General features: G+C 70.3%; 20 protein-coding genes and 1 pseudogene. 13 read left to right on the top strand and 8 right to left on the bottom strand.

Going from position 1 to position 25,203, the window contains the following annotated elements:
- Positions 1–8: 8 nt before the first annotated feature.
- From NP777_RS05810 to NP777_RS05795, 4 genes are all read left to right on the top strand, one after another.
- Positions 9–659: a hypothetical protein gene (locus tag NP777_RS05810; RefSeq protein WP_256648950.1), complete on the top strand. Its 651-nt coding sequence runs from the start codon at positions 9–11 to the stop codon at positions 657–659.
- 58 nt (positions 660–717) lie between these two features.
- Entirely contained in the window at positions 718–2,514 is a 1,797-nt protein-coding gene (locus NP777_RS05805; protein ID WP_256648949.1) for a sugar-binding domain-containing protein, read from the top strand.
- 45 nt (positions 2,515–2,559) lie between these two features.
- Positions 2,560–6,210, top strand: coding sequence for an alpha-glucuronidase family glycosyl hydrolase (locus tag NP777_RS05800; protein WP_256648948.1), 3,651 nt, complete (start codon positions 2,560–2,562; stop codon positions 6,208–6,210).
- 170 nt (positions 6,211–6,380) lie between these two features.
- A complete protein-coding gene (locus NP777_RS05795; RefSeq protein WP_256648947.1) occupies positions 6,381–8,657 on the top strand; it encodes a family 43 glycosylhydrolase in 2,277 nt (758 codons plus the stop codon).
- A 32-nt stretch (positions 8,658–8,689) separates the two neighbouring features.
- On the opposite strand, the pseudogene NP777_RS05790 reads toward NP777_RS05795, so the two are convergent.
- Positions 8,690–9,333, bottom strand: a pseudogene (locus tag NP777_RS05790) (SDR family oxidoreductase).
- Between the two features lie 145 nt (positions 9,334–9,478).
- Between NP777_RS05790 and NP777_RS05785 the strand changes: the two are divergent.
- Positions 9,479–10,051, top strand: coding sequence for a TetR/AcrR family transcriptional regulator (locus NP777_RS05785; RefSeq protein WP_256648946.1), 573 nt, complete (start codon positions 9,479–9,481; stop codon positions 10,049–10,051).
- A gap of 96 nt (positions 10,052–10,147) precedes the next feature.
- Here the strand turns inward: NP777_RS05785 and NP777_RS05780 are convergent, their stop codons facing one another.
- The 4 genes from NP777_RS05780 to NP777_RS05765 are packed head-to-tail and all read right to left on the bottom strand — an operon-like array spanning position 10,148 to position 14,031.
- A complete protein-coding gene (locus NP777_RS05780; protein ID WP_256648945.1) occupies positions 10,148–10,753 on the bottom strand; it encodes a hypothetical protein in 606 nt (201 codons plus the stop codon).
- A 3-nt stretch (positions 10,754–10,756) separates the two neighbouring features.
- Positions 10,757–11,911 (bottom strand): hypothetical protein, encoded by a 1,155-nt coding sequence (locus NP777_RS05775; RefSeq protein WP_256648944.1) that lies wholly within the window; start codon positions 11,909–11,911, stop codon positions 10,757–10,759.
- Between the two features lie 60 nt (positions 11,912–11,971).
- A complete protein-coding gene (locus NP777_RS05770; RefSeq protein ID WP_256648943.1) occupies positions 11,972–12,415 on the bottom strand; it encodes a FixH family protein in 444 nt (147 codons plus the stop codon).
- The gene (locus NP777_RS05765) at positions 12,412–14,031 is read right to left on the bottom strand and encodes a hypothetical protein (RefSeq protein ID WP_256648942.1); all 1,620 of its coding nucleotides are present in this window, start codon (positions 14,029–14,031) and stop codon (positions 12,412–12,414) included. The genes NP777_RS05770 and NP777_RS05765 overlap by 4 nt, the downstream gene beginning before the upstream one ends.
- A 355-nt stretch (positions 14,032–14,386) precedes the next feature.
- Between NP777_RS05765 and NP777_RS05760 the strand changes: the two genes are divergently transcribed.
- From NP777_RS05760 to NP777_RS05740, 5 genes are all read left to right on the top strand, one after another.
- Complete coding sequence (locus NP777_RS05760) at positions 14,387–15,568, top strand: sensor histidine kinase (protein ID WP_256648941.1); 1,182 nt, start codon at positions 14,387–14,389, stop codon at positions 15,566–15,568.
- The gene (locus tag NP777_RS05755) at positions 15,565–16,263 is read left to right on the top strand and encodes a response regulator (protein WP_256648940.1); all 699 of its coding nucleotides are present in this window, start codon (positions 15,565–15,567) and stop codon (positions 16,261–16,263) included. Before NP777_RS05760 ends, NP777_RS05755 begins: the two co-directional genes overlap by 4 nt.
- A gap of 112 nt (positions 16,264–16,375) precedes the next feature.
- The gene (locus tag NP777_RS05750) at positions 16,376–17,659 is read left to right on the top strand and encodes a serine hydrolase domain-containing protein (protein ID WP_256648939.1); all 1,284 of its coding nucleotides are present in this window, start codon (positions 16,376–16,378) and stop codon (positions 17,657–17,659) included.
- 23 nt (positions 17,660–17,682) lie between these two features.
- Positions 17,683–18,810: a sensor histidine kinase gene (locus NP777_RS05745; RefSeq protein ID WP_256648938.1), complete on the top strand. Its 1,128-nt coding sequence runs from the start codon at positions 17,683–17,685 to the stop codon at positions 18,808–18,810.
- A complete protein-coding gene (locus tag NP777_RS05740; RefSeq protein ID WP_256648937.1) occupies positions 18,798–19,457 on the top strand; it encodes a response regulator transcription factor in 660 nt (219 codons plus the stop codon). The genes NP777_RS05745 and NP777_RS05740 overlap by 13 nt, the downstream gene beginning before the upstream one ends.
- A gap of 62 nt (positions 19,458–19,519) precedes the next feature.
- Here NP777_RS05740 and NP777_RS05735 read toward each other — a convergent pair whose 3' ends face one another.
- Positions 19,520–20,689, bottom strand: coding sequence for an alpha/beta hydrolase family protein (locus tag NP777_RS05735; RefSeq protein WP_256648936.1), 1,170 nt, complete (start codon positions 20,687–20,689; stop codon positions 19,520–19,522).
- 101 nt (positions 20,690–20,790) lie between these two features.
- Between NP777_RS05735 and NP777_RS05730 the strand changes: the two genes are divergently transcribed.
- Together NP777_RS05730 and NP777_RS05725 are read left to right on the top strand one after the other, a co-directional pair.
- Positions 20,791–21,405 (top strand): TetR/AcrR family transcriptional regulator, encoded by a 615-nt coding sequence (locus NP777_RS05730; RefSeq protein WP_256648935.1) that lies wholly within the window; start codon positions 20,791–20,793, stop codon positions 21,403–21,405.
- A gap of 117 nt (positions 21,406–21,522) precedes the next feature.
- Positions 21,523–22,563 (top strand): vWA domain-containing protein, encoded by a 1,041-nt coding sequence (locus tag NP777_RS05725; protein WP_256648934.1) that lies wholly within the window; start codon positions 21,523–21,525, stop codon positions 22,561–22,563.
- A 78-nt stretch (positions 22,564–22,641) separates the two neighbouring features.
- Here the strand turns inward: NP777_RS05725 and NP777_RS05720 are convergent, their stop codons facing one another.
- Both NP777_RS05720 and NP777_RS05715 read right to left on the bottom strand, forming a co-directional pair.
- Positions 22,642–23,115: a nuclear transport factor 2 family protein gene (locus NP777_RS05720; RefSeq protein ID WP_256648933.1), complete on the bottom strand. Its 474-nt coding sequence runs from the start codon at positions 23,113–23,115 to the stop codon at positions 22,642–22,644.
- 80 nt (positions 23,116–23,195) lie between these two features.
- Positions 23,196–24,134 (bottom strand): EamA family transporter, encoded by a 939-nt coding sequence (locus NP777_RS05715; RefSeq protein WP_256648932.1) that lies wholly within the window; start codon positions 24,132–24,134, stop codon positions 23,196–23,198.
- A 159-nt stretch (positions 24,135–24,293) separates the two neighbouring features.
- On the opposite strand from NP777_RS05715, the gene NP777_RS05710 reads away from it, so the two are divergent.
- Positions 24,294–25,193, top strand: a complete 900-nt coding sequence (locus NP777_RS05710) for a LysR family transcriptional regulator (RefSeq protein ID WP_256648931.1) — start codon at positions 24,294–24,296, stop codon at positions 25,191–25,193.
- Positions 25,194–25,203: the final 10 nt, after the last annotated feature.

Here is a 25,203-nt window from a genome sequence, read left to right as displayed (position 1 = left end):
GGCACACCATGGCCCACGCATCGATCGCGCACCGGCGCGAGCGCCGGGAACCCGGAGAGGTCTTCGGCTCCGGCTTCAGCCTCTTCGCGGACATGCTGCTCGTCGGCCTGCTCACCAGCCTCGCCTGCCTGCCGGTGGTCACGGCCCCGGCCGCGTTCGCCGCCGCGTCCGCGACGCTTCGGCAGGCCGCGGGCGACCGCGTCCAGGCCAGGGCCGGTACGTACGGCGCTCACCTCCGTGCCCACCTGTCCGCGCGGTCGGCGGCCCTCGGTCTGGCGCCGCCGCTGCTCGTGGTGGTCGTTCTGGTGGATGCCGCGCTGCTGCGCGCCGCGCTACCCGGAGCTGCCGTCATGGCGCCCGCCCTCGCGCTGCTCGTCCTGGGTGCCATGGTCGTGGCGCTGCGGGCGACGGCCTTGGAGACGCCGCACCTCCTGTCCGCACGTGAGGCGCTGTTCCGCTCGGCCGCGGACCCGCGCGGCAGTCTCCTGCTGGCCGGTGCCGTGCTCCTCGGCGCGCTCCTGGCCTGGTCGATTCCGCTGCTGGTCCCGCTGCTGCCGGGCCCGCTGGCGTTCGCCGCCACGGTCGTGGACCTCCGCTTCCCGGCGGACCTCCGCTCCCCCACGGACCTCCGCTTCCCGGCGGACGCCCCGGAGAGCTGAACCGCGCCGAGCCACCTCCCCGCCCCTCGCCCACGCATCACACCACCGGAGTTCACGCATGCCGCACCCGCACCTGGACGCCGCAGGCCATCCGAGGCCGCAGCTGATCCGCGATCCCGACTGGCGCGACCTCGGCGGTCCCTGGCAGTTCGCCCACGACGACGAGGACCGCGGCCGCGCCGACCGCTGGATGGACCCGGCGACCTCCGCACCGTTCACCCGCACCGTCACCGTGCCCTACCCGCCCGAGTCCGCGGCCTCGGGCGTGGCGGACACCGACTTCCACCCCGTGCTCTGGTACCGGCGCACGATCGACGTGCCCCGGCCGGCCGCCGGGCGGCGGCTGCTGCTGCACTTCGGTGCGGTCGACCACCGGGCCGAGGTCTGGCTGAACGGCCGCCTGGTGGGACGTCACGAGGGCGGGCACACCGGCTTCACCTGCGATCTGACCGACGCCGTCGACCGGGACGGCGAGCAGACCGTCGTCGTCCGGGCCGAGGACCAGCCGCTCGACGCCGCCCAGCCCCGCGGCAAGCAGGACTGGCGCCGGGACCCACACGTCATCTGGTACCACCGCACCTCCGGGATCTGGCAGCCGGTGTGGCTGGAGGAGGTCCCGGCCGAGCACATCACGCTCCTGCACTGGACCCCCGAGGTCGCCCACGCCCGCGTCCGCTGCCGGCTGCGTCTGGGCCACTGGCCGCGGCGCCCGCACACCGTGACGGTCCGCCTCACGCGGGGTGAGCGGGTGCTCGCCGAGCAGCGGACGCTGATCGACGGCCAGGAGACGGAGTTCGACGTCGCGGTGCCCGCCCTGCGTCACGGGCAGGACCTCGACGACCTGCTCTGGAGTCCGGAGCGGCCGCAACTGGTCGACGCGGTGGTGGAGTTGTGTGACGCGGCCGACGGCACACCGGTCGACCGCGTCACGTCCTACCTCGGTCTGCGCGACATCGGCTGGGACGACGGCGTCTTCCTCCTCAACCACAAGCCGTACTTCCTCCGGTTCGCGCTCCAGCAGGGCTACTGGCCCGCGTCGCATCTCTCGGCCTCGGCCGACGAGTTGCGCCGTGACGTCGAACTGGCGAAGGAGATCGGCCTCAACGGGCTGCGCGTCCACCAGAAGATCGAGGACCCGCGCTTTCTGTACTGGGCCGACCGGCTCGGGCTGCTGCTGTGGGAGGAGATGCCGTCGGCGTACACGTTCGGCGCGCGGACCGTCGAGCGCGTGGTCGCCGAGTGGACCGAAGCCGTCTCCCGCGATCTCAGCCACCCCTCGATCGTCGCCTGGGTCCCGGTCAACGAGTCCTGGTCCGTGCCGAACCCGGCGCTCGTCCCCGCACAGCGCCACTTCATCGACGCCCTGTACCACCTGACCAAGGCCCTGGACCCCTCCCGCCCGGCCGTCTCGAACGACGGCTGGGAGATCTCCGCCGCCGACATCTGGGGCGTCCACGACTACACCCAGCTCGGGGACGTACTGCGCGAGCGCTACGGCCACGCCTCGCTGCGGCAGGGCCAGATCGCCGAGCAGTGGCCCGGCGCCAAACGCCTGACCCTGGAGGGCGTCCGCCACCAGGGGCAGCCCGTCGTCCTGAGCGAGTTCGGCGGAGCGACCTTCGAACCGGCGGAGGGCGCCGAGTGGTTCGGCTACGACACCGTCGCCACGAAGGAGGACTTCGCCGAACGCCTCGCCGACCTGGTGACCGCCGCGGTGGACTCCGGGCTCGCGGGCTTCTGCTACACCCAGTTCACCGACACCGAACAAGAGACCAACGGCCTGCTCACCCCGGACCGCCAACCGAAGATCCCACCGGCCGAGCTGCGCGACATCCTCACCCGAACCCTTCGCTAGTCGACGTTGCCATTCCCTTCGCTCTTCCGGAGAGGAGAAACCGCAATGGCACGATCCGAGTACGGCCGTCGCCGAGTGCTCCAGGCATCCGCTCTCGCCTTCGCCACGGTGCTGAGCCCGTGGAGCACGGCGGCCGGCTTCGCCGCATCGGCAGGCATCCCCGACGAGGACGGCTACGAACTATGGCTGCGCTACCGCCCCACCACCGATCCCCGGCGGCTCCAGGAGTACCGGAAGGCCCTGGCCGGTCTGGCACGTCAGGGCGAGGGCCGGGTCATGGAGAACGCCGAGCTGGAGCTGCGGCGGGCCGTCGAGGGGCTCACCGGCGGCGCACCGGCCCGGGTTCCCGCCGATCGGGCCTCGGTTGTCATCGGCACGGTGGGCGAGTCGCCGGTCGTGCGGTCCCAGGTGCGTCCCGGTCGGCTGGCCCGGATCGGTGAGCAGGGGTTCGTGATCGAGATGACCGGCGCGCCGGGCAGGCGGCGACTGGTCATCGGGGCCCGCAGCGATCGGGGCGTGCTGGCCGGGGTCTTCCATCTCATCCGTCTGCTGCGGCTCGAGCGTCCACTGCACGATCTGTCCGTCCTGGAGAAGCCGCGCACCGCACTGCGCATGATGAACCACTGGGACAACATCGACGGGTCGATCGAGCGTGGCTACGCGGGCACTTCGATCTTCGAATGGGACAAGCTGCCGGACGTCTCCGGCCGGATCGTCGACTACGCGCGGTCCATGGCATCGATCGGCATCAACGCTTCGGTGCTCAACAACGTGAACGCCAGTGCCGACTTCATCACCAGCGAGATGCTGACCAGGCTCAGACCCCTGGCGGCGCTTCTCCACTCGTGGGGGCTCGCGACCTGGCTGTCCGTCAATTACGCCGCCCCGATGATCCTGACCGCGGACGACGCCGATCCGATCACCACAGCCGATCCCGCCGATCGGCGGGTCCAGCGGTGGTGGCAGGACAAGAGCGCCGAGATCTTCAGGAGCCTGCCCGGCTTCGGCGGGTTCCTGGTGAAGGCGAACTCGGAGGGGCAGCCCGGCCCGCTCGACTACGGACGCACCCATGCCGAGGGCGCGAACATGCTGGCCCGCACGGTCGCACCGCACGACGGGCAGATCGTCTGGCGCAGCTTCGTCCACGAGGACTTCAGCGACTGGGCCGAGTACCAGTACCGGGTGTTCGCGCCGCTGGACGGCACCTTCGACGACAACGTCATCCTGCAGACCAAGTACGGACCGATCGACTTCCAGATCCGCGAGCCCGTACACCCGCTGTTCGGCGCGCTGCGCCACACCAACCAGATGGTGGAACTCCAGCTCACCCAGGAGTACACGGGCCACGAGATCCACACCACCTATCTGGCCCCGCTGTGGCGGGAGGTGCTGACGTTCCCTACGCGGGGCCCCGGCACCGGACCGACCGTCGCCGACATCGTCTCGGACGGCGATGACCGGGCGCCGCGGGCGGGCATCGCCGGGGTCAGCAACTTCGGCAACGCCCGCAACTGGACCGGCCATCCGCTGGGAGCGGCGAACACCTACGCCTTCGGCAGGATGTGCTGGGACCCGGACGCCGACCCCCGGGACCTGGCCGCGGAGTGGGCCGCGCAGACCTTCTCCACCGACCGCGCGGTGACCGCGGTCGTGGCCGACATCCTGGCGCACTCGCGCCGGACGTACGAGGACTACACCTCGCCGCTGGGGATGGGCTATCTCACCGACCCCGGTGGCGACCATCTCGACCCGAGCCCGCTGGGCACCCTCTTCCAGTCACACCACTCCACGACCGAGGGCACCGGCTTCGACCGCACCGAGGCGACCGGCAGCGGCTTCACCGGGCTCTACCCGCGGCCGTGGCGGAAGCGCTACGAGTCCGCGGCGACCTGTCCCGACGACCTGCTGCTGTTCATGCACTGGGTGCCGTACGACCATCGACTGCGGTCGGGCAGGACGGTCATCCAGCACATCTACGATACGCACTTCACCGGGGTCGACCGCGTCGACCGGTTCCTCGCCGGGTGGAGCGAACTGTCCGGGCAGGTCGACCGGCAGCGGCATGCCGCCATCGAGGCCGGCTTCGAGGCCCAGCGGATCCACGCGACACTCTGGCGCGACACGGTGGTCGGATTCTTCTTCGACAGGAGCCGCATCGTCGACGCGCGGCGGGAATGGCTGCAAGTGGCGCTGAACGGCTCGCGGGTGCTGCTCGGCGGCCGTCCGAACCTCCTGCCGGTCACCGTCACCAACGCCTCGGCGCGGGACCGCGACATCACGGTCGCACTGCGGCCACCGTCGGCGGGCTGGCACACCGGGCCCGCCGAAGAGTCCGCGGCCGGTGCCGCGACCGCGGAGTTCGAGCTGCCGGTCACACCCCCCTTGGCGGGCACCGTCGCCGCCCTGGACCTGGACGTGGCGCCGAAGCTCACCCGGCTCGACGGCCGGCCGCCGTCCCTGGTCGTCGCCCCCGAGGGCGGCCGCTGCCTCATGGCGCTCAACGCCGGTCCGCGGAACGGGACTTCGATGCCCGGCTACGACGCGCTGACCCCCGAGTCGGCCTGGTCCGCGTCGGCCGGCCACGGCTGGGTCGGCTCCGCCCCGTCGGCCAGGGACCGCGGTGGCGAGCCCCTGTTGCGCGACCACCTCTGGCACAACTCGTCCCGGGTGCTGCGCCTCGCCCTGCCGGCCGGCAGGCACACCGGGTACGCGCTGGTCGGGGACACCGGCGCCACGGCCTCGCCGACCCGGGTCGCGGTGGACGGCGCCACCGTCGCCACCAGTCCGAAGCAGCCCGCCGGAACCTTCACCTGGCTGGAGCTCCCCCTCGACGGAGGTGCCACCGGCCGCACCATGGACCTCACGTTCACCGGCGTGGGCGGCCCCTGGCGGCTGTCCGCGTTCGCCCTGACAGATCCCGGCGCCCCGGAACCGTCCCTGGTGGTGCTGAAGGCGACGGCGGATCCGGTGTGGTGGACGGACCGGGCCAACCCGGTCACCGTGCTGGTACGCAACACCGGCACCAGGGACCGCGATGTCACCGCCCGGCTGGTCACCCCCGACGGCTGGTCCGGCACCGAGCGGACGGCCACGGTCCCCGGGGGATCCGAGCGAGAGCTGACGGTCACCGCGACCCCGGTGGCCACTCCGGGATTCGCCACCGTCGAGATCCGGCTCACCAGCGGCGACGAGGACATCGAGCGCGGCCGGTCGGTGTCCGTGGTCACCACGCCACACCCCGATGACGCGGCCACGGCGTTCGACGCCGGCCCGCCGTCCAGCCCGCTGCTGACCGGGTACACCAGGCTGTCACCCGAGGACGACTACACCGACGACCGCGGCTTCGGCTGGGTCGGCGACCGGCCGAACACCCGCGACCGGGGCAACGCCGACGACCTGCGCCGCGACATCGTCATGCAGAAGGGCAAGCCCACCGTCCTGCGCGTCCCGGTACCGGCCGGAAAGCACACGGTGTGGGTGCTCACCGGCGACTCCCTCACCGATTCGGGTGTCACCACCATCTCCGAGAACGGCACGGTCCTCGGCCGCTCCGGCGACGACAGCCTGCCGAGCCGCGCGTTCGTCTGGTTCTCCTTCGACCTCGACGGCGGCACGGACGGGCGCACCGCCGACCTGGAGATCACCGGCTCGAAGCTGAACGGCCTGTGGCGCATCGCGGCCCTGGTCCTCGTCTGAGCCCACCCCCGCGCCGTACTCCCGCCTGTTCCTCCGGGCGCGACCCGCGACCCGGCATCTTCACCATCACCGCCATCTCACGCCATCTTCGCCATCACCGTCATCTCCGCCATCACCGTCATCTCCGCCATCTCCGCCATCTCCGCCATCCGCAAAGGAGAGCTCCCGACATGGCATCGACGTCAGCACGATTCCCCGCGGTCCGTGGCAGACCCGGCGTCGTCCTCCTCGCCCTGCTCATGGTCCTCGGCCTCGGCGGCGCGCACCCCGGGCCGGCCGCGGCCGATCCCGCCGATCCGCCCGGGACGTACCAGAACCCCGTGATGGACGACGTCGCGGACGCCTTCTCCGACCCGTCGATCATCCGGGCCAAGGACGGCTACTGGTACGCCTACGCGACCCAGACCAGCATGCGCCGGGACAACCAGGGAGGCCCCTGGGAGTCGCAGCACTTCATGCCGATCACACGCTCGGCCGACCTCGTCAACTGGACCTACGTCGGTGATGTCTTCGGGCCCGACAACCACCCGGAATGGCGCGACTTCAAGAGCACCTACTACTGGGCACCCGACATCCGGTACCTCAACGGCAGGTACTACCTCTACTATTCGGTCGCCGGAGACGACAAGAACACCATCGCGCTGGCCACCGCGGACCACCCGGCCGGCCCGTGGGAGGACATCGGCCACCCCGTGCTGCCGTACGGGACAACGGTCAATCAGATCGATCCGTCGGTGTTCCTCGACTCCGACGGCCAGAAGTACCTCTACTACGGCTCGTTCCGCGACGGCGGCATCCAGGCGGTGCGGCTCAACGAGGAGGGCACCGGGCCGGTCGGCGATCCGGTGCAGGTGGTCGGCGCCCGGCGGGGCGAGGCCGCGTACGTGGTGAAGCGGGACGGCTGGTATTACCTGTTCTACTCCGGCCTGGGCTGCTGTGCCCGTGACAAGGGCGCCTATCCGGTGTTCGTCGGGCGGGCGAAGAACCCGATGGGCCCGTTCACCGACGCCGAGGGCGTCGGCCTGGCCGACCTGCACCCCGGTGGCACGATCGTCAACGCGCCGAACGGCAACAAATGGGTCGCCACCGGCCACTCGGCGAACGTCGTCGACAAATCCGGCCAGGACTGGATCCTCACCAACGGATTCGACCGCCACGAGAGCGATCCGAACTGGGGCGGACGGCCGAGCATGATGGACCGGCTCGACTGGATCGACGGCTGGCCGACCGTGCGCGCGGGCGCCTGGACCAGCGAGGACCGGCAGACCGCACCCACGAGCCGCTGGGGCTCGGGGAGCACCTTCGACGACGGCCTGGCCGGCTTCGACACCCTGGGACACGGCTCCTGGGCCACGGGGTCGGATCCCGACTCGGGACGCTATGCCCGCGGCCGCTCCCGGGCCGCGGTCCCGCAGTTGCTGCTGCCGCGGCGGGCCCCGGACGGCGATGTGCGGATCGAGGCCGACGTTCGGCTGCGCGACGACGAAGGCCGGGTCGGCCTCGTCCTGGCGTCCAAGGGCCGGTTCGATCACGCCGTGGCCTGGCTGGATTCCACCGGCACCCTCTCCGTCGAGGTCACCCGGGACCGGAAGGTGGTGCGGAAGCGGACCGCTCGTCTGTACGCGAACGCCGATCCGCGGACCTGGCACTCGCTCACGGCCGAGATCCGCGACGGGTCGGCGCGGGTACAGGTCAGCTCGGCCATGCTCGACATGCCGCTGGCCGAACTGAAGGTGGACGTGCCAAGGGACTGGCGCCGCGGCGGTGTCGCCTCGACCCGCGGGGCCGGTGAGGCGGACAACGTCGGCGTGACCCGGCTCTACACGCCGAAGACCGTCAAACAGCCGGACCCCGAGATCGGAGCCAGGCTGCCCCAGTACGACGAGGACTTCGACGACAGCCGGCTGGACGGCTGGAAGTGGTTCGGCCCCGCCGACGGGAAGGTCGCCGACGGCCAGTATGTGTGGCCGACACAGGACGCCGACTTCTCCGGCAAGGGGACGATGGCATCCGCGCTGCTTCATGACGCTCCGACCGGCACCTACACGGTCGAGACCAAGCTGCGCTTCCCGATCAGCGACGCCCCCGACGGGCGCGGCCAGGCCGGGATGATCGCCTTCCAGAGCCCGGCGGACTCGATCCACCTGGCTCCGACCAGGACCGGCCCGTCACGGCAGGCCTTCCTGTGGATCGGCCGGGACCGTGACAGCTGGCCGGAGATGCAACTGGGCCCGTCGGCCGACACCATGTGGCTGCGGCTGCGCCACACCGTCGATCCGCAGACCGGTGAGCACAGATTCCAGCCGGCCACGAGCCGGGACGGGAAGCACTACATCTGGGGCGGGGTCTGGCATCTGCCCGCCGGCTCCGACCCGTCCATCGGCCTTGTCTCCCTGGCCGGTAAGGGGGTGACCGCGCGCTTCGACTACGTGCGCTTCTACTCCTGACACCAGTACCAGGGCCGAGCGCCCGCCGGTTGTCAGGCTTGCACGGCGGGCCGGACGACGACCTCGCTGATGTCGATACCGGCGGGCTGCTCGATCGCGTAACCGATCGCCGACGCGATGGCGGAGGGCGGGATGGCGGGGGCCCGACTCCTGCCGCAGTCCCTCGGTCAGCACCTTCACCGCCCTCTTGGTGGCGGCGTAGACGGCCTGCGGGGATTTCACCACGTAGGCCGCGCCACGTAGGCCGCGGTGGAGGCGATGTCGACGAACTGGCCGGAGCGCTGCCGCCGGAAGACGGGAAGTGCCGCCCCGATACCGTTCAGCAGCCCGGTGATATGCGTCGCGACCATCGCGTCCCAGTCGTCCTGGCGCAGTTCGTCAAAGGGTGACACCGCCATCGTGCCGGCGTTGGAGACCAGCACATCGAGCCCGCCGAACCGGTCGACCGCGTGTCCGTCAGGCGCTTGAGGTCCTCGCGGCGCGTCACGTCGACGACGGTCCCGACGGCCGAGCCGCCCCGCGCCGTGATCTGGTCCACCACCGCGTGCAACCGGTCTTCCCGCCGGGCCCCGAGCACGAGCCGGGCACCCCGCTCGGCCAGGTAGGTCGCCGTCGCCGCCCCGATACCGCTGCTGGCACCCGTGATCGCCACCACCTTGCCTTCGACACCTGACATGGCCAACGTCCTCCAAAGGGGGACGTACGCAGGTCAGACCATGACCTACAGTGGAACTGGGGGCGCCCCCGGTTACCTCCAGGCTAAATGGGGACGCCTCCGGTTAGCAAGGTGAAGGAGACCGGAGAGGAAATGGCGACCGCTGATGGCCGACAGTGCACCACGCCCGTTGCGAGCTGACGCACGGCGCAACAGAGACAAGATCCTCGCGGCCGCGGTGCGCATGTTCGCCGAGGAGGGGCTGGACACCCACCTGGAGCGCATCGCCAAGGAGGCGGGCGTGGGCAGCGCGACGCTGTACCGGAACTTCGCCACCCGTGAGGCCCTGATCGAGGCGGTCTACCGCAACGAGGTGGCGCAACTGTGCGACGCCGTCCCCGATCTGCTCGACGAGCACCCACCCCACGAGGCCCTGCGCGCCTGGACCCGACTCTTCCTGGACTACGTCACCGCGAAATTCGGCATGGCCGACGCCTTGCGCGCCATCGCAGCCGTAGGAAACAACCCCTACGGCCACAGCCGGGACATGATCCAGGCCGCCATCACCACCCTGATGGACGCGTGTGCGGCCGCCGGGACGATGCGCACCGACATCAGCCCCACCGACGTGGGCGCCGCCCTCGAAGGCATCGCTCTCACGTCGGCCGGACCCAAACACCGGGAACGGGCCGAGCGCCTGCTCGACCTGACCCTGGACGGGCTGACGGCCCGCTCGTGATGACGGGCTGACGGCCCGCTCGTGATGGCGTCTTCGCGGCGAGGCGGCGCCCGCCGCGAAGAGCACGAGGTCCGCGCCGACTTCACGGACGGCGGTTCAGACGAGTGCGGCCACCCTCTCGGAGGGCTTGTTGCGCCGCCAGCCCACGGCGAGGTAGGCGAGCATCCCGACGAGCGGGATGGCGCAGACGGTCCAGCTGATGGCCAGGGGCGGGCCCGGCTGGTCGAGCACCGTGACGTTCGGCAGGGTGCCGCGGCCGTGGCCGGCCCGGCCGTCGATGTCGAAGGTGAGGCTCCATGCCCCGGGCTCCGGCAGGGCCTGGACGTCCAGGCCCCAGACATCCCGTTTGCGGGGGTGCCTGCTCAGCGGGGTCTCCCGGTCATCGGCGTCGATACCGGGCCCGTCGAGAGTGAGCCTGCCCGACTTTCCCGCGAGGCCATCGGCCGGTGCGAACGTGAAGTCGAGTGACTCCATGGCCCGCAGGGGCCACTCGGAGAACCCGACGGTGACCGTGTAGGGCCCGGCCTTCACCCGCTCGGTATGGACGACGCCGACCGGCGCGTACGCCGTGGCCGGTGTGCTCGACACCGCCACCAGCGCGAGTGCGGCGACAATGGCCGGCGCCAGTCGGCGCGCGTGGTCTCGCACACGCCCGGACGCGAGGGCCACGGCGAGGAGGAGTGGGAAACGTGCGGAACGCATGGGTCATCGGCCCTTCGTGACTGATGCGGTGGCGTGCTCGCGCAGCAGGACGGCGAGTCGAGCGGCGAGGTAGCCCGCGAGGACGCCCGTCACCGCACCGGTGGCCGTCATCTTCAGCAGTTCGGCCGAGGTCGGGCCGGAGTCGCCGAACAGGGCGCTCTGGATAGGGAGGGAGAGGCCGACCACGGCCCCGCCTCCGGCGCCCATGATCTGCGGCGCGACACGGCCCGACCAGCCCCGCTTCCTGCTCAGCCACAGCAGTGCGGTGATGGCCGCCGCCGCGATGAGCATGAACACCGGAATCCCGGAGGGCAGTTCGGGCGGGTCGTCGCCGAGGTTGTCGCGCAGCGGCAGACCGGTCGCATCGGCGTAGACACGGGCCGCCCAGGGGGAGAACCACCACAGGATGAGCTGCAGGACGCCGAGGGTCGCGGCGATCGTCAGTGCGGTGCTCCGCCGCCCGATGGTGAGCGTCCCCAGGATCAGCAGCAGGGTGGCGAACAAGACGGTCCCGACGAGATCGGGGTCCACCGGCAGGGGCAGCGCACCGAAGGCCTTCGTCGTGATGGGGCTGAAGACGATGAGCACGGGGATGCTGAGGATCACACCCGCTCGGCCCCACCGGGTGTCGCGCGCCGCGGCGAAGACGATGACGCTCCCCACCATGGAGAAGGAGATCGAGAGGAACAGCCCGATGTGCGGCGGTGAGTCCAGCACGGCGTCGAAGCCGTACAGCGAGTGCCACCACAGGTCCAGGAGCCCGAAGAGAAGGAACAGGGCGGCCCCGGTACCGGTGATCAGATAGCCCAGCGGGGCCCGGAAGACCCCGCCGAGGACGCGTACGGGTTTGCCGCCGGGGAACCGGTCCACGGACTGGCCGGCACGCTGGGCGGCCGTCGCGATCAGGACCATGGCCAGGCTGGCGATGCCGGCGACGGCGCTGCCGGAGTACAGCATGAGGTGGGAGAGCGTGAAGAACGTGTCCGGGCCGACATCGACATGCCACTGGATGTCCCAGCTGATGCCGAACAGGGACATCGTGGTCCCGGCCAGGACGGTGCTGGCGGCGATGGGGCCGGTCCTGCCGTTGCGGGAGACTTTGACGGCGAGGGATGACTGGGCTGCCCTGCCACCGGTGACGGGTAGAGCTGTGCTCACGGGAAATGCCTTTCTCATGACCGTGCGAGAGCGGTTACTGGCGTGTTCGTGGCCGGTCGTTCAGCCGGAGATCGCCACAGGAAAGTCGAACTGGTCCCTCCGTGTGCCGTGGTCGACGCTGACGTGGAAGGTCCAGCGCCCCGGCATCATCAAATGGACGGCCGTGGAGTAGCTGCCCGGGCTTCGCACCTGTGCGTGTGCCGCGGGCGTCGCGTGTCCGTGCGTGGGCATGACGGCCTGCAGGGTGACGGTGGGCGGACGTCCGCTTCGCTCCCCTCGGCGCGGGGTCAGGCGGATAGCGACGTCCGTGGCGCCGGTACGCGGCCGGGCCACGGTCAGTGTCACCTCGTCGGTGGCGCTGCCCGCCGTCAGCGAGACCGCGTCGTCCGTCCGGGACGGCAGGAAACCGACGGCCACCAGGGCGAGGGACACCGTCAGCAGCGCGGCGGCGACTCCGTACAGAAACCGGGCCATGGGGGTACGGGAGGCGATGCGGGCGCTCACTTCGCCCCTCCCGCCGGGGACACGCGCAGGAGGTAGGGGATGGTCAGGATGGCGCTGTCGCGCTCGGCCTGTATCCACACGCGGTAGTAGCCGGGGCGGGAGAAGGTGTACACGAAGGAGGCGTCCGGCCCATAGGCGGCCACGGTCTCGTCCGCGGGACTGTCGCCGTTGAGGGGCATCAGCCCGCTCATCGAACTCGCCTTCGCCTCTCCCCCGTTGGCGTGAGTCCCGTGTGGCATGGCCGCCATGTCGTGGGCCGGGGCACCTCCCGTGCCGGGTGCGGAGTGGCCGCTCATATCGCTGCCCATGGAGTGCGCGTGCGCCCAGACGGGTGCGTCCTGGGCGGCCTGTCCCATCCGTGCCGGGCTGGTCGCGTCCGCCCTGTCGAGCGGCCCGACCACGATCATGTGGCCGACCATGCCGAGCCAGGGCTGGAGCGTCGGTGTGTCGCCGACGCGCGCGGTCAGGGTGCTCGCTTCTCCCGCTGTGGGCGAGGGCGCCGACAGACGTACCGGCACACCGTCGATCGTCCGCGTTCCCGGCCCCCGCGGGACGAGTTCGGCGCGCAGGGCCGGGGAGCCGCCGCGCGCGGAGCCGTCGGCGACGGTCAGGCCGGTTGCCGAGCGCACCTGCTGGACTCCGCCACCGCGGCGGGCGAACTCCGCGGACACGGCGTAGTGCCCGGCGGCGGGCAGCCGCAGCTGGACCTCGTAGGTGCCGGGCGCGGTGCGTACGGGGTGCAGATGCCAGAGCTCACCGGTCGGTCCGATGACCAGCAGATGCATCAGGGCACCGTCATGGACGACGAGATCGTCCACGGGCAGGCCGGTGGCGCCGTCGGCCACGCTCAACCGGAGCGTCCCCCGTTCCGCCGCCCTGGCCGGGTACGAACCCATCTCGAGCGAAGCGGGCGGCCGGGAGTAGTCGTTGGTCACCGGCCGGACGACCGAATAGGGATCGTTGACGTTGTCGTTCGTTGCATCCACCTGCCCGCCCGGCTCGGGCGGCAGAGGCAAGGAGGTGGACAGCAGCGCGGCGGTCACGGCCACGGCGAGCGCGGCCACGACACCTCCTGCCGGCAGCAGCGCCCAGACCCCACGCCGGGCCCGCACGGCGACGAACAGGGTCATCAGCATGAGCACACCGGCCGTCACGAAACCGCCGAACACGGCGAGTTCCGGCGGGGACGTGGCCTGGCCCGGCACCACGAAGGGAATCCGCGCCGTGCGGGATCCATCATCGACGACGAGTTCCCAGGGCCCGGCCCGATCGATGTCCAGGGCGGCGCTGCAGGACCCCGGCGTGCCGCCGAGCCTGACCGAGGCGCTGCTGGTGGTGGTCCCCGCCGAGGAACCCTCCGCCCGGTCCGCCGACGCACCCGTGGGAACGGTGCCCAGGCGCAGGGTCCCCGCGGCGGTGCCCTGATGGGTGAGCACATCCACATGCAGGGGGCCGGGCAGCCCGGTGACGCGCCGCAGGACGAAGGTCAGGTCGCGGTCGCCGAGCGTCTGCGCGACCTGCAGATCGCCGCCGGCCGTGGCATCCGCCCATGCGGGAGATTCCAGGGTGACGGACAGGCCCAGGACGCAGAGCACGGCCGCCGCCACTCGTGCCATCACTCGCGCCGCGCATGACCTGCCAGGGCGATTCCGGTTGGCACATCTGCCGCGCCTGCCAAGGCGATTCCGGCCGGCACATCTGCCGCGAACGGGTACGGGGGGTGCGTTGTCGTTCACGCGGCAGACACTAGAAACCGTCCCCACGCGGTGTCGTCACGCACCCGGGGCACCTCATGTCCCCCGCGCGGGGGACGACGCCTCCCCCAGGCGCGGGAAGGCTTTTCCGCGGCGCTCGTGCACCATAAGTGCATGCCTGGCGCGACCGGCCCCGTACAAGGTGGCATTCCGACCGCACATTCCGCCTTCCGGCCTGCCCGCGCCGCGGGCAGGCCGACACCCTGAGAGAGGGGCCTTGTCCGTTTTGAATCGGGACCCGAGTGGGTCCCTGACCCGGCAGTCCCTCATGGTGGCGGGCTTCTGCCTGCTCGCGGATACGCTCAGCTTCTGCTTCGAGGGTTCGCGGGTGTATCCCGCCGTGACCTATTGGTGCCTGCTGGCGGGGATCGCCCTGGTGGACGCGGCACTCGCGAGTCCGGCCCGGCTTTCGGGAGTCGTCGCCCTCGCCCAGGCGGCACTGGCCGTGACCGGTGCGCTGGCGCTGCCCGGCGGCAGCCCACTGCCGGATATGAACGACGCCGGAATGCTCATAGCGGCCTATCGGGCCGGAGCCTGGCTGAACGGCCGACCGGCCGTCCTGGCCCTCCTCTACCTGGCCGCGGGATCCATCGGGGCCAGGACACTCGGCGGCACGACCGATCTCACCGAATGGCGCTCCATTCTGCTGAGCGCGGTGCAGGAGTCCCTCCTCGCCTGGCTGGTCGGCCGCTACACCACCGCCCGGGGCGCTCACATCGCCGAACTGGAACAACGGGCCGTCCGGGAGCGGGAGATGGCCCGGCAGAATCTCGCGAATGCCATCGCCGAGGACCGCAGTGCCATCGCCCGGGACCTCCACGACGTCATCGCCCATCATGTGAGCGCCATCGGTGTGCATGCCGGAGCCGCCCGTCTGGGACTCGCCGTCAAGGAGGCGTCCCCGGTGTCGACGGCGCTCGCGGCGGTGGAGACCTCCAGCCGAGCGGCCCTCCTCGACCTGCGCCGCCTGCTGGACTTCCTGCACGACAGCCCGGCCGACGGCGCACGGCAACCGGGTCTGCGCGACCTCGACCAGCTCGTTCAGGCCGTGTCCGCCGCCGGTCTCGAGACGAACGTCAGCGTCCAGGGCGCCCGGCAGGAACTGGAGGGGTCCTTGGACATCGCCGTCTACCGTGTGGTGCAGGAGATGCTGACCAACGCTCTGCGCCACGGCGACGGCCGCGTGGACATCAGTCTGTGCTACGGCACTTCGCGCATCACGGTCACCGCGGTCAACCCGATCCCCGCCTCGGGGCGGCTCGTGGAGGATTCCCCGCACCGGGGCCTCGAGGGCATCAGCAGCCGAGTCGGCATGTTCAACGGCTTCGTCTCGTACGGACCGGTACGCGGCGGAGCCGACTGGAAGACATCCGCCACCTTCTCCATGGACGGCACATGAGTCTGCGTATTCTCCTGGCCGACGATCACGCCATGTTCCGCTCGGGACTGAAGGCGGTCCTGAGCACCCAGGACGACCTGTGCTGTGTCGCGGAAGTGGCCGACGGCCAGGCAGCCGTCGAGGAGACCACCAGGTTGACACCCGACATCGCCATCCTGGACATCCGTATGCCGCGACTGGACGGGCTGCGCGCGGCGGAACGCATCCTCGGCAGGCCGGGCAACACGACGAAAGTCATCGTGCTCACCACCTACGACGACGACGGCTACGTCCACAGCGCCCTCCACATGGGAGTCAGCGGATTCCTCCTGAAGAGCGTCCCGCCCGAGGAGACGATAGCCGCCATCCGCATCGCCGCCCGAGGTGATGCCCTCATCGATCCCTCGGTCACGCGCCGTCTCATCTCCCGCTTCGCAGGCAGCATCGCGCCGCCCGCGTCCTCCACCGAGCTTGAAAGGCTGACGGCCCGCGAGCACGAGGTCCTGATGCTGGTGGCCCAGGCACACAGCAACACGGAGATCGCACGCGCCCTGGGTATCGGCGACGAGACGGTCAAGACACACGTCTCCCGGATCCTGGCGAAGCTGGGTCTGCGGGACCGCACTCAAGCCGTCATCTACGCGGCTTCCCACCAACTCGTGGCCCCGCCCACGCCTCGGCCACCCGGCCAGGGCGACGGCCGTGGACCGGGCTGAGCGACTCCAGTGTGTCGCGCTCGCCATGTCGTCGTGACGGTCCGGGGGGATGCCAGCATGTCAACGAAGAAGGGGGGTGACCTGATTACCCGCCGCACCGCCGCTCCGTAGCGTGATCGACGTTCCCGGTTCCGCTCAAGCTGAGGGAGGGGTGGCGGCAATGAGGTGTTCGATCCGTCGATCCGGTGGTCGAGGCGGGAAGCGCCTCGTGGTGCCGGCGACGGTCGCGGCGGCGGTTGTCTCAGGGCTGACGACGGCGGGGTGCGAGGCCGGAGGCTCGCATGCGGTGGCGGAGCGGCCCGCGCCCACCGTCACCGCATCGCTCAGGAGCGACCTCGAGAAATATCTGGACGCTCATGGCACGAAGGATCACTTCTCGGCGCTCTCGCTTCGGGTGACCCACGCCGATCAGCGCCCCGATATCTCCGTCGGCGCGGGGACGACGCGCTATGGCGGCGGTGGCCCGGTGCCCGGTGACGCGATGTGGCAGACAGGCAGCAACACCAAGGCGTTCACGTCCGTGCTTCTGCTTCAGCTGGAGGCGGAGGGAAAGCTGTCCCTGCGCGACAAGCTGGGGAAGTGGCTTCCCCGGTATCCGGCGTGGCGCGATGTCACCATCGGGCAACTGCTGTCGATGACCAGCGGTATCCCCAGCTACACCGAACAGCGTGCGTTTCTCGAGGACTTCGGCGCCGATCCCTCGACGCGCTTCACACCGGAGCGTCTGGTGTCCTATGTGCGGCATCTGCCGCTGGGCGCGGCGAAGTACGCGTACTCCAACACGAATTATCTCCTCGCTCAGATGATTGTCGAACGGGCGTCGCACGACAGCTACGCCGATCGGCTCACCGCGCGCATCATCCGGCCACTCGGGCTGCGTGACACCTGCCTGCCCCCGGAGTGCCGCCCGGACACGGCCTCGCGCATGCCGACCCCGTACTCCACCCAGTCCATCCTGCCGACCCACGTCAACAAGCCGCTTCCGCCGCTCGGCCTGTCCTGGGCGCAGGGCGCGGGCGGTCTGGTGAGCTCGCTGAAGGACCTGACGACGTGGGACAAGGCGCTGTACGGCGGCCGTCTGCTGCCCACGGCGCAACAGCGCGAGCTGGCGTCCCTGATCTCGATGAAGACGAGCAAGCACATCACGACCGTCACGGCCGGCGACCCCCTCGGCTACGGGCTCGGCGTCGTGAAGTACGCCCATCCCGCGGCCGGGACGGTCTGGTTCTACGAGGGCGCTACCCTGGGCAACCGGGTGCTGCACATGTACTTCCCGAAGAGCGGCATGGTCATCGCCGTCGCTGTCAACAGCTCTGTCGAAGAGGACACGCTGCCCGACCTCGCCGGTACCGTCTACAAGACGCTTTCGGCGCACGACGCGCACGACCGGTCATAGCTCATCAGGGGGGAGCCACTCCGTTGATCAGCCAGGATCTGAGGATCATGGTCGCCAACGCGCTGACCGGTTTGCGGGCGCTCGCCCTGTTGCTGAACTGGCCGGTGTCGGCGATCCGGCACCGCCCCCGGATGCCTGCCGTCGGGCGCCTCGTCGAACGTCAGAGCCGAGTGGACACCATGGTGCTCGGCCCCCTTCCAGCCGAGCGCGCCACTCCGGCCCGGGAGGTCCTCTGGCTGGTCTTCCAGGCCGTGCTCGGTCCGGCGGTGCTGGGGCTGAGCGTGGTGATGTGGGCGATCGCGCTGTTCTCGGTCAGCACACCGCTGTGGTGGCGGCTGGGACCCCCGGCCGTGATCTTCATTCCGGTCAGGGACACCACCAGTTCGGTCATCGCGGCGCTGTACGGGCTGATCCTGCTCCTGCTCGCCGCCGCGTGCTCGCACGGACTGCCGCGGTGGCACGCACGCGTCGGCCGGACGCTGCTGGAGGGGCCGGACCGGAGCCGCCTGACCCGCCGGATCGCCACCCTGACCGCGTCACGGACCGGCGTGCTGGAGGTACAGGCCGCCGAGCTGCGCCGGATCGAACGCGATCTCCACGACGGCGCACAGGCGCGGCTGGTGTCGACCGGCATGCTGCTCGGCCTGCTGGACATGCGGCTGCGCGAACTCCCCGACAGCAGGGAGCTGTTGCGGGAGGCCCGCGCCGAGATCGGAGAGGCGTTGCAGGAGCTGAGAGACGTCGTACACGGTGTCTACCCCCCGATCCTGACGGACCGGGGGCTGGCCGGGGGCATCGAGTCGCTGGCCGAACGCGCCGGGGCGGCGCTGGCGGGCATCGCGGTCACGGTCGACGTCCCCGGGAGACTGCCGGTGGCGCTGGAGTCCACGGTGTACTTCGTCGTCGCCGAGGCCCTGACCAACGTGACCAGGCACAGTGGCGCGAACCGGGTCGAGATCACGGTGCGAAGTGACCGGGCGCGCGTGCGGGTCGAGGTTCTGGACGACGGCCGGGGCGGGGCCGATGAGTTGCGGGGCACGGGAATCGCCGGGCTGCGGCGCCGCGTCGCCGCGTTCGACGGCGGCCTGTCGCTCATCAGCCCGGTCGGTGGGCCCACCGCCCTGCGCGCGGAGCTGCCATGCGTGTCGTGATCGCCGAGGACCTGCTGCTGTTGCGCGAGGGGCTGAAACGCCTGCTGGCCGAACTCGGCTGCACGGTGGTGGCCGCCGTCGACCACCCCGACGCGCTCCTCGATGCGCTCGACCGGGAACGTCCCGACGTGGCCGTCGTCGACATCAGGCTGCCCCCGACCTATCGGGACGAGGGCCTCCGCGTCGCCATCGAGGCCCGTCGGCGCCAACCCGGCACCCCGATCCTCATCCTGTCCCAGTACATCGAGCAGACCTACGTCCGGGAACTGCTGGCCGATTCCGACGGCGGAGTCGGCTATCTGCTGAAGGACCGCGTCAGCGAGGTGACCGAGTTCCTCGCCGCGTTGGAGACCGTCGCCGCCGGTGGCACCGTCCTCGACCCCAAGGTGATCGGCCGGCTGGTCAACCGGCTGGCGAGGGCCGACACCCTGGCCGAACTGACCCCGCGCGAGCGGGAAGTGCTCAAACTGATGGCCCGCGGGCTGTCCAACTCCGCGATCGGCACGGAGCTGTCCATCACCGAACGCGCGGTCTGCAAGTACATCAACCGCATCTTCAGCAAGCTCGGGCTGCCGCCGACCGACAGCGCCAACCGCCGTGTGCTCGCGGTGCTGCACTATCTGGACGACGGCGACCGGCGCGGCTGACCGGCACCCCAGCGCCTCTGCCCCGAGCCGGCGCGACAGGACCTGCGGGCCGGCCCGCGAGGTCAGCCGGCGAGCAGGGTGTCGAGCCAGTCGAAGGTGCGCTGGTGGAACAGGGAGAGCGCGCCCTCGTGGCAGTGCTCGCCCGCGCCTTCGTCCTCGCGGAAGGAGATCAGCTCCTTCGGGCAGGTCAGCTCGTCGAGCAGGCGCTGCGGCTGCCCCTTGAAGAACTGGTCGTTCTCGGCTTCGAGTACGAGTGTGGGGCAGGTGATGCGATCGGCGATCCCCGCCATGGTGTACGCCTCGGCCACCCTGACCAGTTCGTCGATGTCGGACACGCCGAAGGTCCACCGGCCGTTGCGCACCACCCATCGCACCATGGTGTTCTGTGCCATCAACGCCTCCATGCCGCCGGGCGTCGAAGCGGCACGGGCGGCGGTTGCGGCGACGACCGCGTGGAAGTCGTAGACGCCGTCGTAGAGCACGCATGCGGCGAGGCGGTGCTCGAAGGCGGCCGCCCTCGCGGCGAGGAAGCCGCCGAGGCTCATGCCGATCAGCACGAGTCGCCCGGCGTCCACCTCGGGCACGGTGAGCGCGAAGTCGACGACGGGGGTGACCACGGCCTCCCAGTCGGGCCGGAAGTGCAGGCCCTGCTCGCGGAGGGTGCTGCCCTGGCCGGGGCCGTCGAACGCGATGACGTTGTAGCCGCGCCGCAGCGCGCCCGCGGCCAGCGCCAGGTAGTCCTCTTCGAGAGTGGAGTCGTACCCGCCGTGGAAGAGCACGGTCGGGCGCGGGGTGCCCGAATCGTCGGCGAGGAACAGATAGCCGGGGAGCGTGGTGTCCTGGTACGGGATGCGCAGGGCGCGGGCCGGAGTGTCGAGCAGGGGGGCCGCGTCCGCGAAGGTCTGCTGGGAGGCCTTGGCGAGCCGCGCCGACTCGGCGTCGGCGGCGGGATTCTCGCGGCGGTAGAAGTCGGCGGTCCGGTAGTAGTTGGACGCGCGCAGCAGCGCCTCCCGGGCGCTGACCCGGTGACCGGCGGCCAGCGCGTCCCGGCCGATGCGCTCGATGCGCGCCGCCGTCGCGGCCCACTGGGCCGACCAGGCCTCCTCGTCCCCCTCCGGGATCTGCCGGCAGGTGACCAGGACCTCGCCGAGGTCGGCGCCGCCATAGGCGGCGTAGCCCGCGGCGCGCAGCGCCTCGAAGGAGAAGGACTCATCGTCGTAGAGAAATTTCATGATCAGCTCCCTTCGATGAATGGAACGGAACGGCAGCGTTCCGTTTCACTCAAAGCTAACACATATGGAACGCTACCGTTCCGTTCGCTATGCTCGGGAGCATGGCAGCGGAGCAGAAGAAGGACCGGCCGGCGACCGGTGGGGCGGTCCTGCGACAGCGGGTGACCGAGGCGATCACCGAGGCGGCGTTCGCCGAACTCGCCGGGGCCGGGTACACGCGGATGTCGATGGAGTCGGTGGCCCGGCGCGCCGGTGTGGGCAAGGCCGCGCTCTACCGGCGCTGGTCCTCGAAGCAGGCGATGGTCACCGAGCTGATCCGCGGCAAGGTCGCCGACACGCTCCCGCCCACGCCGGCCACCGGCGCCCTGCACACCGACCTGCGCGAGCTGCTCATCACCTTCCGCGGCCAACTGGCCAATCCGCTGCTCGCCCGGATCGCGGCCGGACTGCTCGCCGAGGCCAGTCACGACGGCGCTCTGGCGGAGGGGCTCTACACCGGAGTGACCGCACCGCGGCGGGCGGCGGCGCACGCGATACTGCGGGGCGCGATCGACCGCGGCGAACTTCCCCCCGGGCTGGATCTGGACCTCGGCACCGACCTGCTCATCGCCCCGCTCGCATTCCGCGTGCTGGTCATACAGGGCCGCAGCGACGACGAGTATCTGGAAACGCTGACCAACGCGATCGAGGCGGCGTTGCGAGCGGCCGTCCGCTGACCTCGCCGTTTCGGTTGGAGTGGTGGAGTGGGCTCCGCATCCGGCCCGGAGTCCGAGATCGATTGTCAGTGGTGGGTGAGAAGGTAGGAGCATCGACAGGGAAAAGGGGGAGCGGTCATGGCCGGAAACCAGAACTACATCAATCACGTTGCTCTCGTACTGGACGCCAGTTCGTCCATGTCGCACTTGAGCGGCAAGGTCGTCGAAGTCGCCGACCAGCAGATTGCGTATCTGGCCCGCCGATCGAAGGAACTGGACCAGGAAACCCGCGTCACGGTGTACGTCTTCGCGGACAAGGTGCAGTGCGTCATCTACGACAAGGACGTGCTGCGGATGCCGTCCCTGAAGCAGCTCTACCGGGTCGGTGGAATGACGGCTCTGCTTGCGGCCACACTGAAGTCGCAGCGGGAGCTTGCGCAGACCGCTCAACTGTACGGCGACCACAGCTTCCTGACGTTCGTACTGACCGACGGCCAGGAGAACGCGAGTCATCGCTGCCCGGACGCCCTCGCCAAGAATCCGCGTGAACTGGTGCAGGCCGTGGCCAAGATGATGGCGACGCAGGAGGACAACTGGACTCTGGCCGTCCTTGTGCCGGACCAGATGGGCAAGCGCGAGGCCATGCAGTGCGGTTTCCCGAAGGACAACATCGCGATCTGGGACGCCACGAGCACACAGGGCCTGGAGGAGGCGGGGCAGGTTATCCAGCAGGCCACCGAGAACTTTATGGTGGGCCGGGCCCAGGGCATCCGGGGATCGCGGGCGGTGTTCTCCACGGGTGCGGAGGCGGTGAATAAGGACACCATCGAGGCAGCCGGCCTCACTCCGGTGGACCCGTCGGAATACCAGCTGATTCCGGTGGCTCGCGAAGCGGCGATCCGGGAATGGGTCGTCGAATGCGGGCACACCTTCCGTACCGGCTGTGCCTTCTATCAATTGAGCAAGTCGGAGAAAATCCAGGCGCGGAAGCAGATTGCGGTGCTGGAGAAGAAGACGGACCGGGTGTACACGGGACCGGAGGCGCGATCCCTGCTCGGTCTGCCGGACACGGAAGTTCGTGTCCATCCGGACCGCAACGACGACTTCACGATATTCGTGCAGAGCACCAGCGTGAACCGGAAGCTGGTACCGCACACGCGGCTGCTGCTCATGATCTGAGGCCCAGGAGGCCCCGCCTGTCCGACCCGCGTCAGCCGGCGAGGCCGTGCCGGGGCAGGCGGGGCGTCCCGGGGACGGCTACCGCCGGGCGGCGGCCTGGTGCGCATGGCGACTCACATCGCCGATCAGGTTGATGCGGACCCGCCGCTCCACGAAGCGCCACCACCCATCACGGCGCTCGAAGCGGTCGTGGTACCGACCGGCGGCGATGGGTTGCAGCGGCAGGTCGGGCAGTGCCTGGAACACGGTGACGTACGAACGCGAGACCGCCGTGCCCGCCTGTTCATCGACCTCGATGGCGACGTTGGTGGTGACATGGTGGGTTCGCGGCGTGCCGTCGGCGTAGACGATCAAAGTGTCCTTGAACATCTTCTCGATCGCCTCCCGCCCGCTGACCGGCTCGCCACTGCCCGTGAAGGTGGCTTCGGCGAGAAGCGTGCCGAGTCCCGCGAAATCCCCGTCGTCCACGAGTTCGGCGTACCGCGCGATCAAGTTCTCGATGGCTCGGTGGCTCAACGTCGGATCGGCGGGCATGCCGGTGGATGTGGACATGGTCCCCTCCAAGCGAAGCGGGAGATCTTCAGCGCGCTGCCCCGGCGACAACAAGGCCGCAATCGGCCGGTCGCGCCCCATCAGCTTGTCATGTTCGGCGATATGGATCGCAGGGGCCGGCTGCCCTGGCAGGCGGCAGCCCGGTCCTGATCACGTCGTACGGGCTCCGGGCCGGGCTCATACCAGGAAGCCGGCGCCTCTTTGGAGGATGCCGCGGGACGGGCACCGGCGCGGGTGGCGCCGACGCTGGCCACGACCACGAGTACCAGGCCAAGCGTCGCGGCCGCCCCGGGGCGCTGGCCGAGAACGAGCAGACCGACCATGAGGGCGATGGCGGGCTCGAGGCTCATCAGCGTGCCGAACGCGGACGTGGTCAGGCGGCGCAGGGCGAGAAACTCGAGTGCGAAGGGGATGACGGGACTGAGCACCGCCAGAGCCAGCATGGTCCACAGCGGTGACCATGTGAGGCGTCCGGCGAGATCCGGGGTGGCGATGGCCAGCCCCAGCACCGCGGCGACCGGCATGGAGACAGCCAGTCCTTTCAGGCCGGTGACGCGATCGCCGACCCGTTGGGTCAGCAGAATGTACGAGGCCCAGCACCCCGCGGCGAGCAGCGCGCTGCCTACCCCCAGAAGGTCGGCGCCGCCATGCCAGGGCTCGGTCAGCAGCACGACGCCCGTCGCCGCCGCGGCCGCCCAGATCAGGCGTCCCTTCCTCGGCCCGAAGAGGGAGACGGTGAGCGGTCCCAGGAATTCCAGTGCGCTTGCGGTCCCCAGCGGGAGACGGGCGATCGCCTGCATGAAGAAGACCATCATTCCGGCGGTCGCGAGACCGAGCACCATGCAGGCAAGAAGATCCCGGCGGCTGAAATCACGCGGCCGGGGGCGGATGGCGATCAGCAGAATCAGCCCCGCCCAGCCCAGGCGCAGCCCTGCCGTTCCCAGCGCGCCGAGCTGTCCGAACAGCGGAACCGTCAGGGCCGATCCGAGCTGCACGGTGCACATCGCGGTGGCGGCCATGAGCAGACCGGCCCCGGCGCCGGTATGGCGCGAGCGGGGGGAAGGAAGGGCGTCAGGCGGTACGGGAGCGTTCATGGGCTCCAGTACAGATCCTCGACACCGTTCATGTCCACGTGCCGATCCCGAACGATTCGTTCGACATTCATGGACAATGGAGGAATGGAAACACGCCGCCTGCAGATGCTGGCCGAGCTGGCCCGGCGAGGCTCGATGCGCGCGGTGGCAGAGGCCACCGGCGCCACCACCTCGACGGTCTCTCAACAGATCGCCGCTTTGGCTCAGGACATGGGCACGGCACTGATCGAGCCGCATGGGCGCAGGGTCAGGCTCACGCCGGCGGGCCGCCGTCTGGCGGAACACGCCGTGACGATCCTTGCGGCGGTCGAGGCCGCACGGCGGGACTTGAGCCCCGACGCCCCGCCGACCGGCACGGTGCGCGTGGCAGGCTTCGCCACGGCCATCCGAGCCCAACTGCTGCCCATCATCAACGGTTTGTCGACAAGCCATCCTCGGCTCAGCATCCTGGTCCGTGAGCACGAACCCACCGAGGCCCTCCATCTGCTGGCGAACGACGAGGCCGACCTCGCGCTCACCTACGACTACAACCTGGCACCGGCCGAGCCGGACCCCGCGTTCGTGATCACCCCACTGTGGACCGCTCCCTGGGGTCTGGGCATTCCCGACCACGCCGCCCGTCCCCCGGCATCGGGCGCCCCGGAGGTCTTCCGCTGGTTCCGCACGGCGGATTGGATCGGCAACTCGCGCAACACCGGTGATGAGACCGTCATCCGGACACTCGCCTCCATGGCCGGTTTCACCCCTCACCTCACTCACCAGGCGGACAACCTCGACCTCGTACAGGGCATGATCGCGGCGGGAGTGGGCGTAGGGCTGCTGCCGATGGGCACCTCCACGTCACCCGGTGTCCACCTGGTGCCGCTCACCGCGCCGGACGTCGTCCTGCGCGCCTTCGCCGTCGCCCGCCGGGGTCGCGACGGCTGGCCTCCGCTGGCCCTGCTCACCGACCTGGTCATTCGGCAATCGGCGCGGAGCGCATAGTCCCGCTCGC

It is taken from the genome of Streptomyces rugosispiralis, assembly GCF_024505145.1.
Taxonomy (GTDB): Bacteria; Actinomycetota; Actinomycetes; order Streptomycetales; family Streptomycetaceae; genus Streptomyces; species Streptomyces rugosispiralis.
Note: the sequence above shows the minus strand (reverse complement) of the source record. Positions and strands in the feature narration are given on the sequence as shown.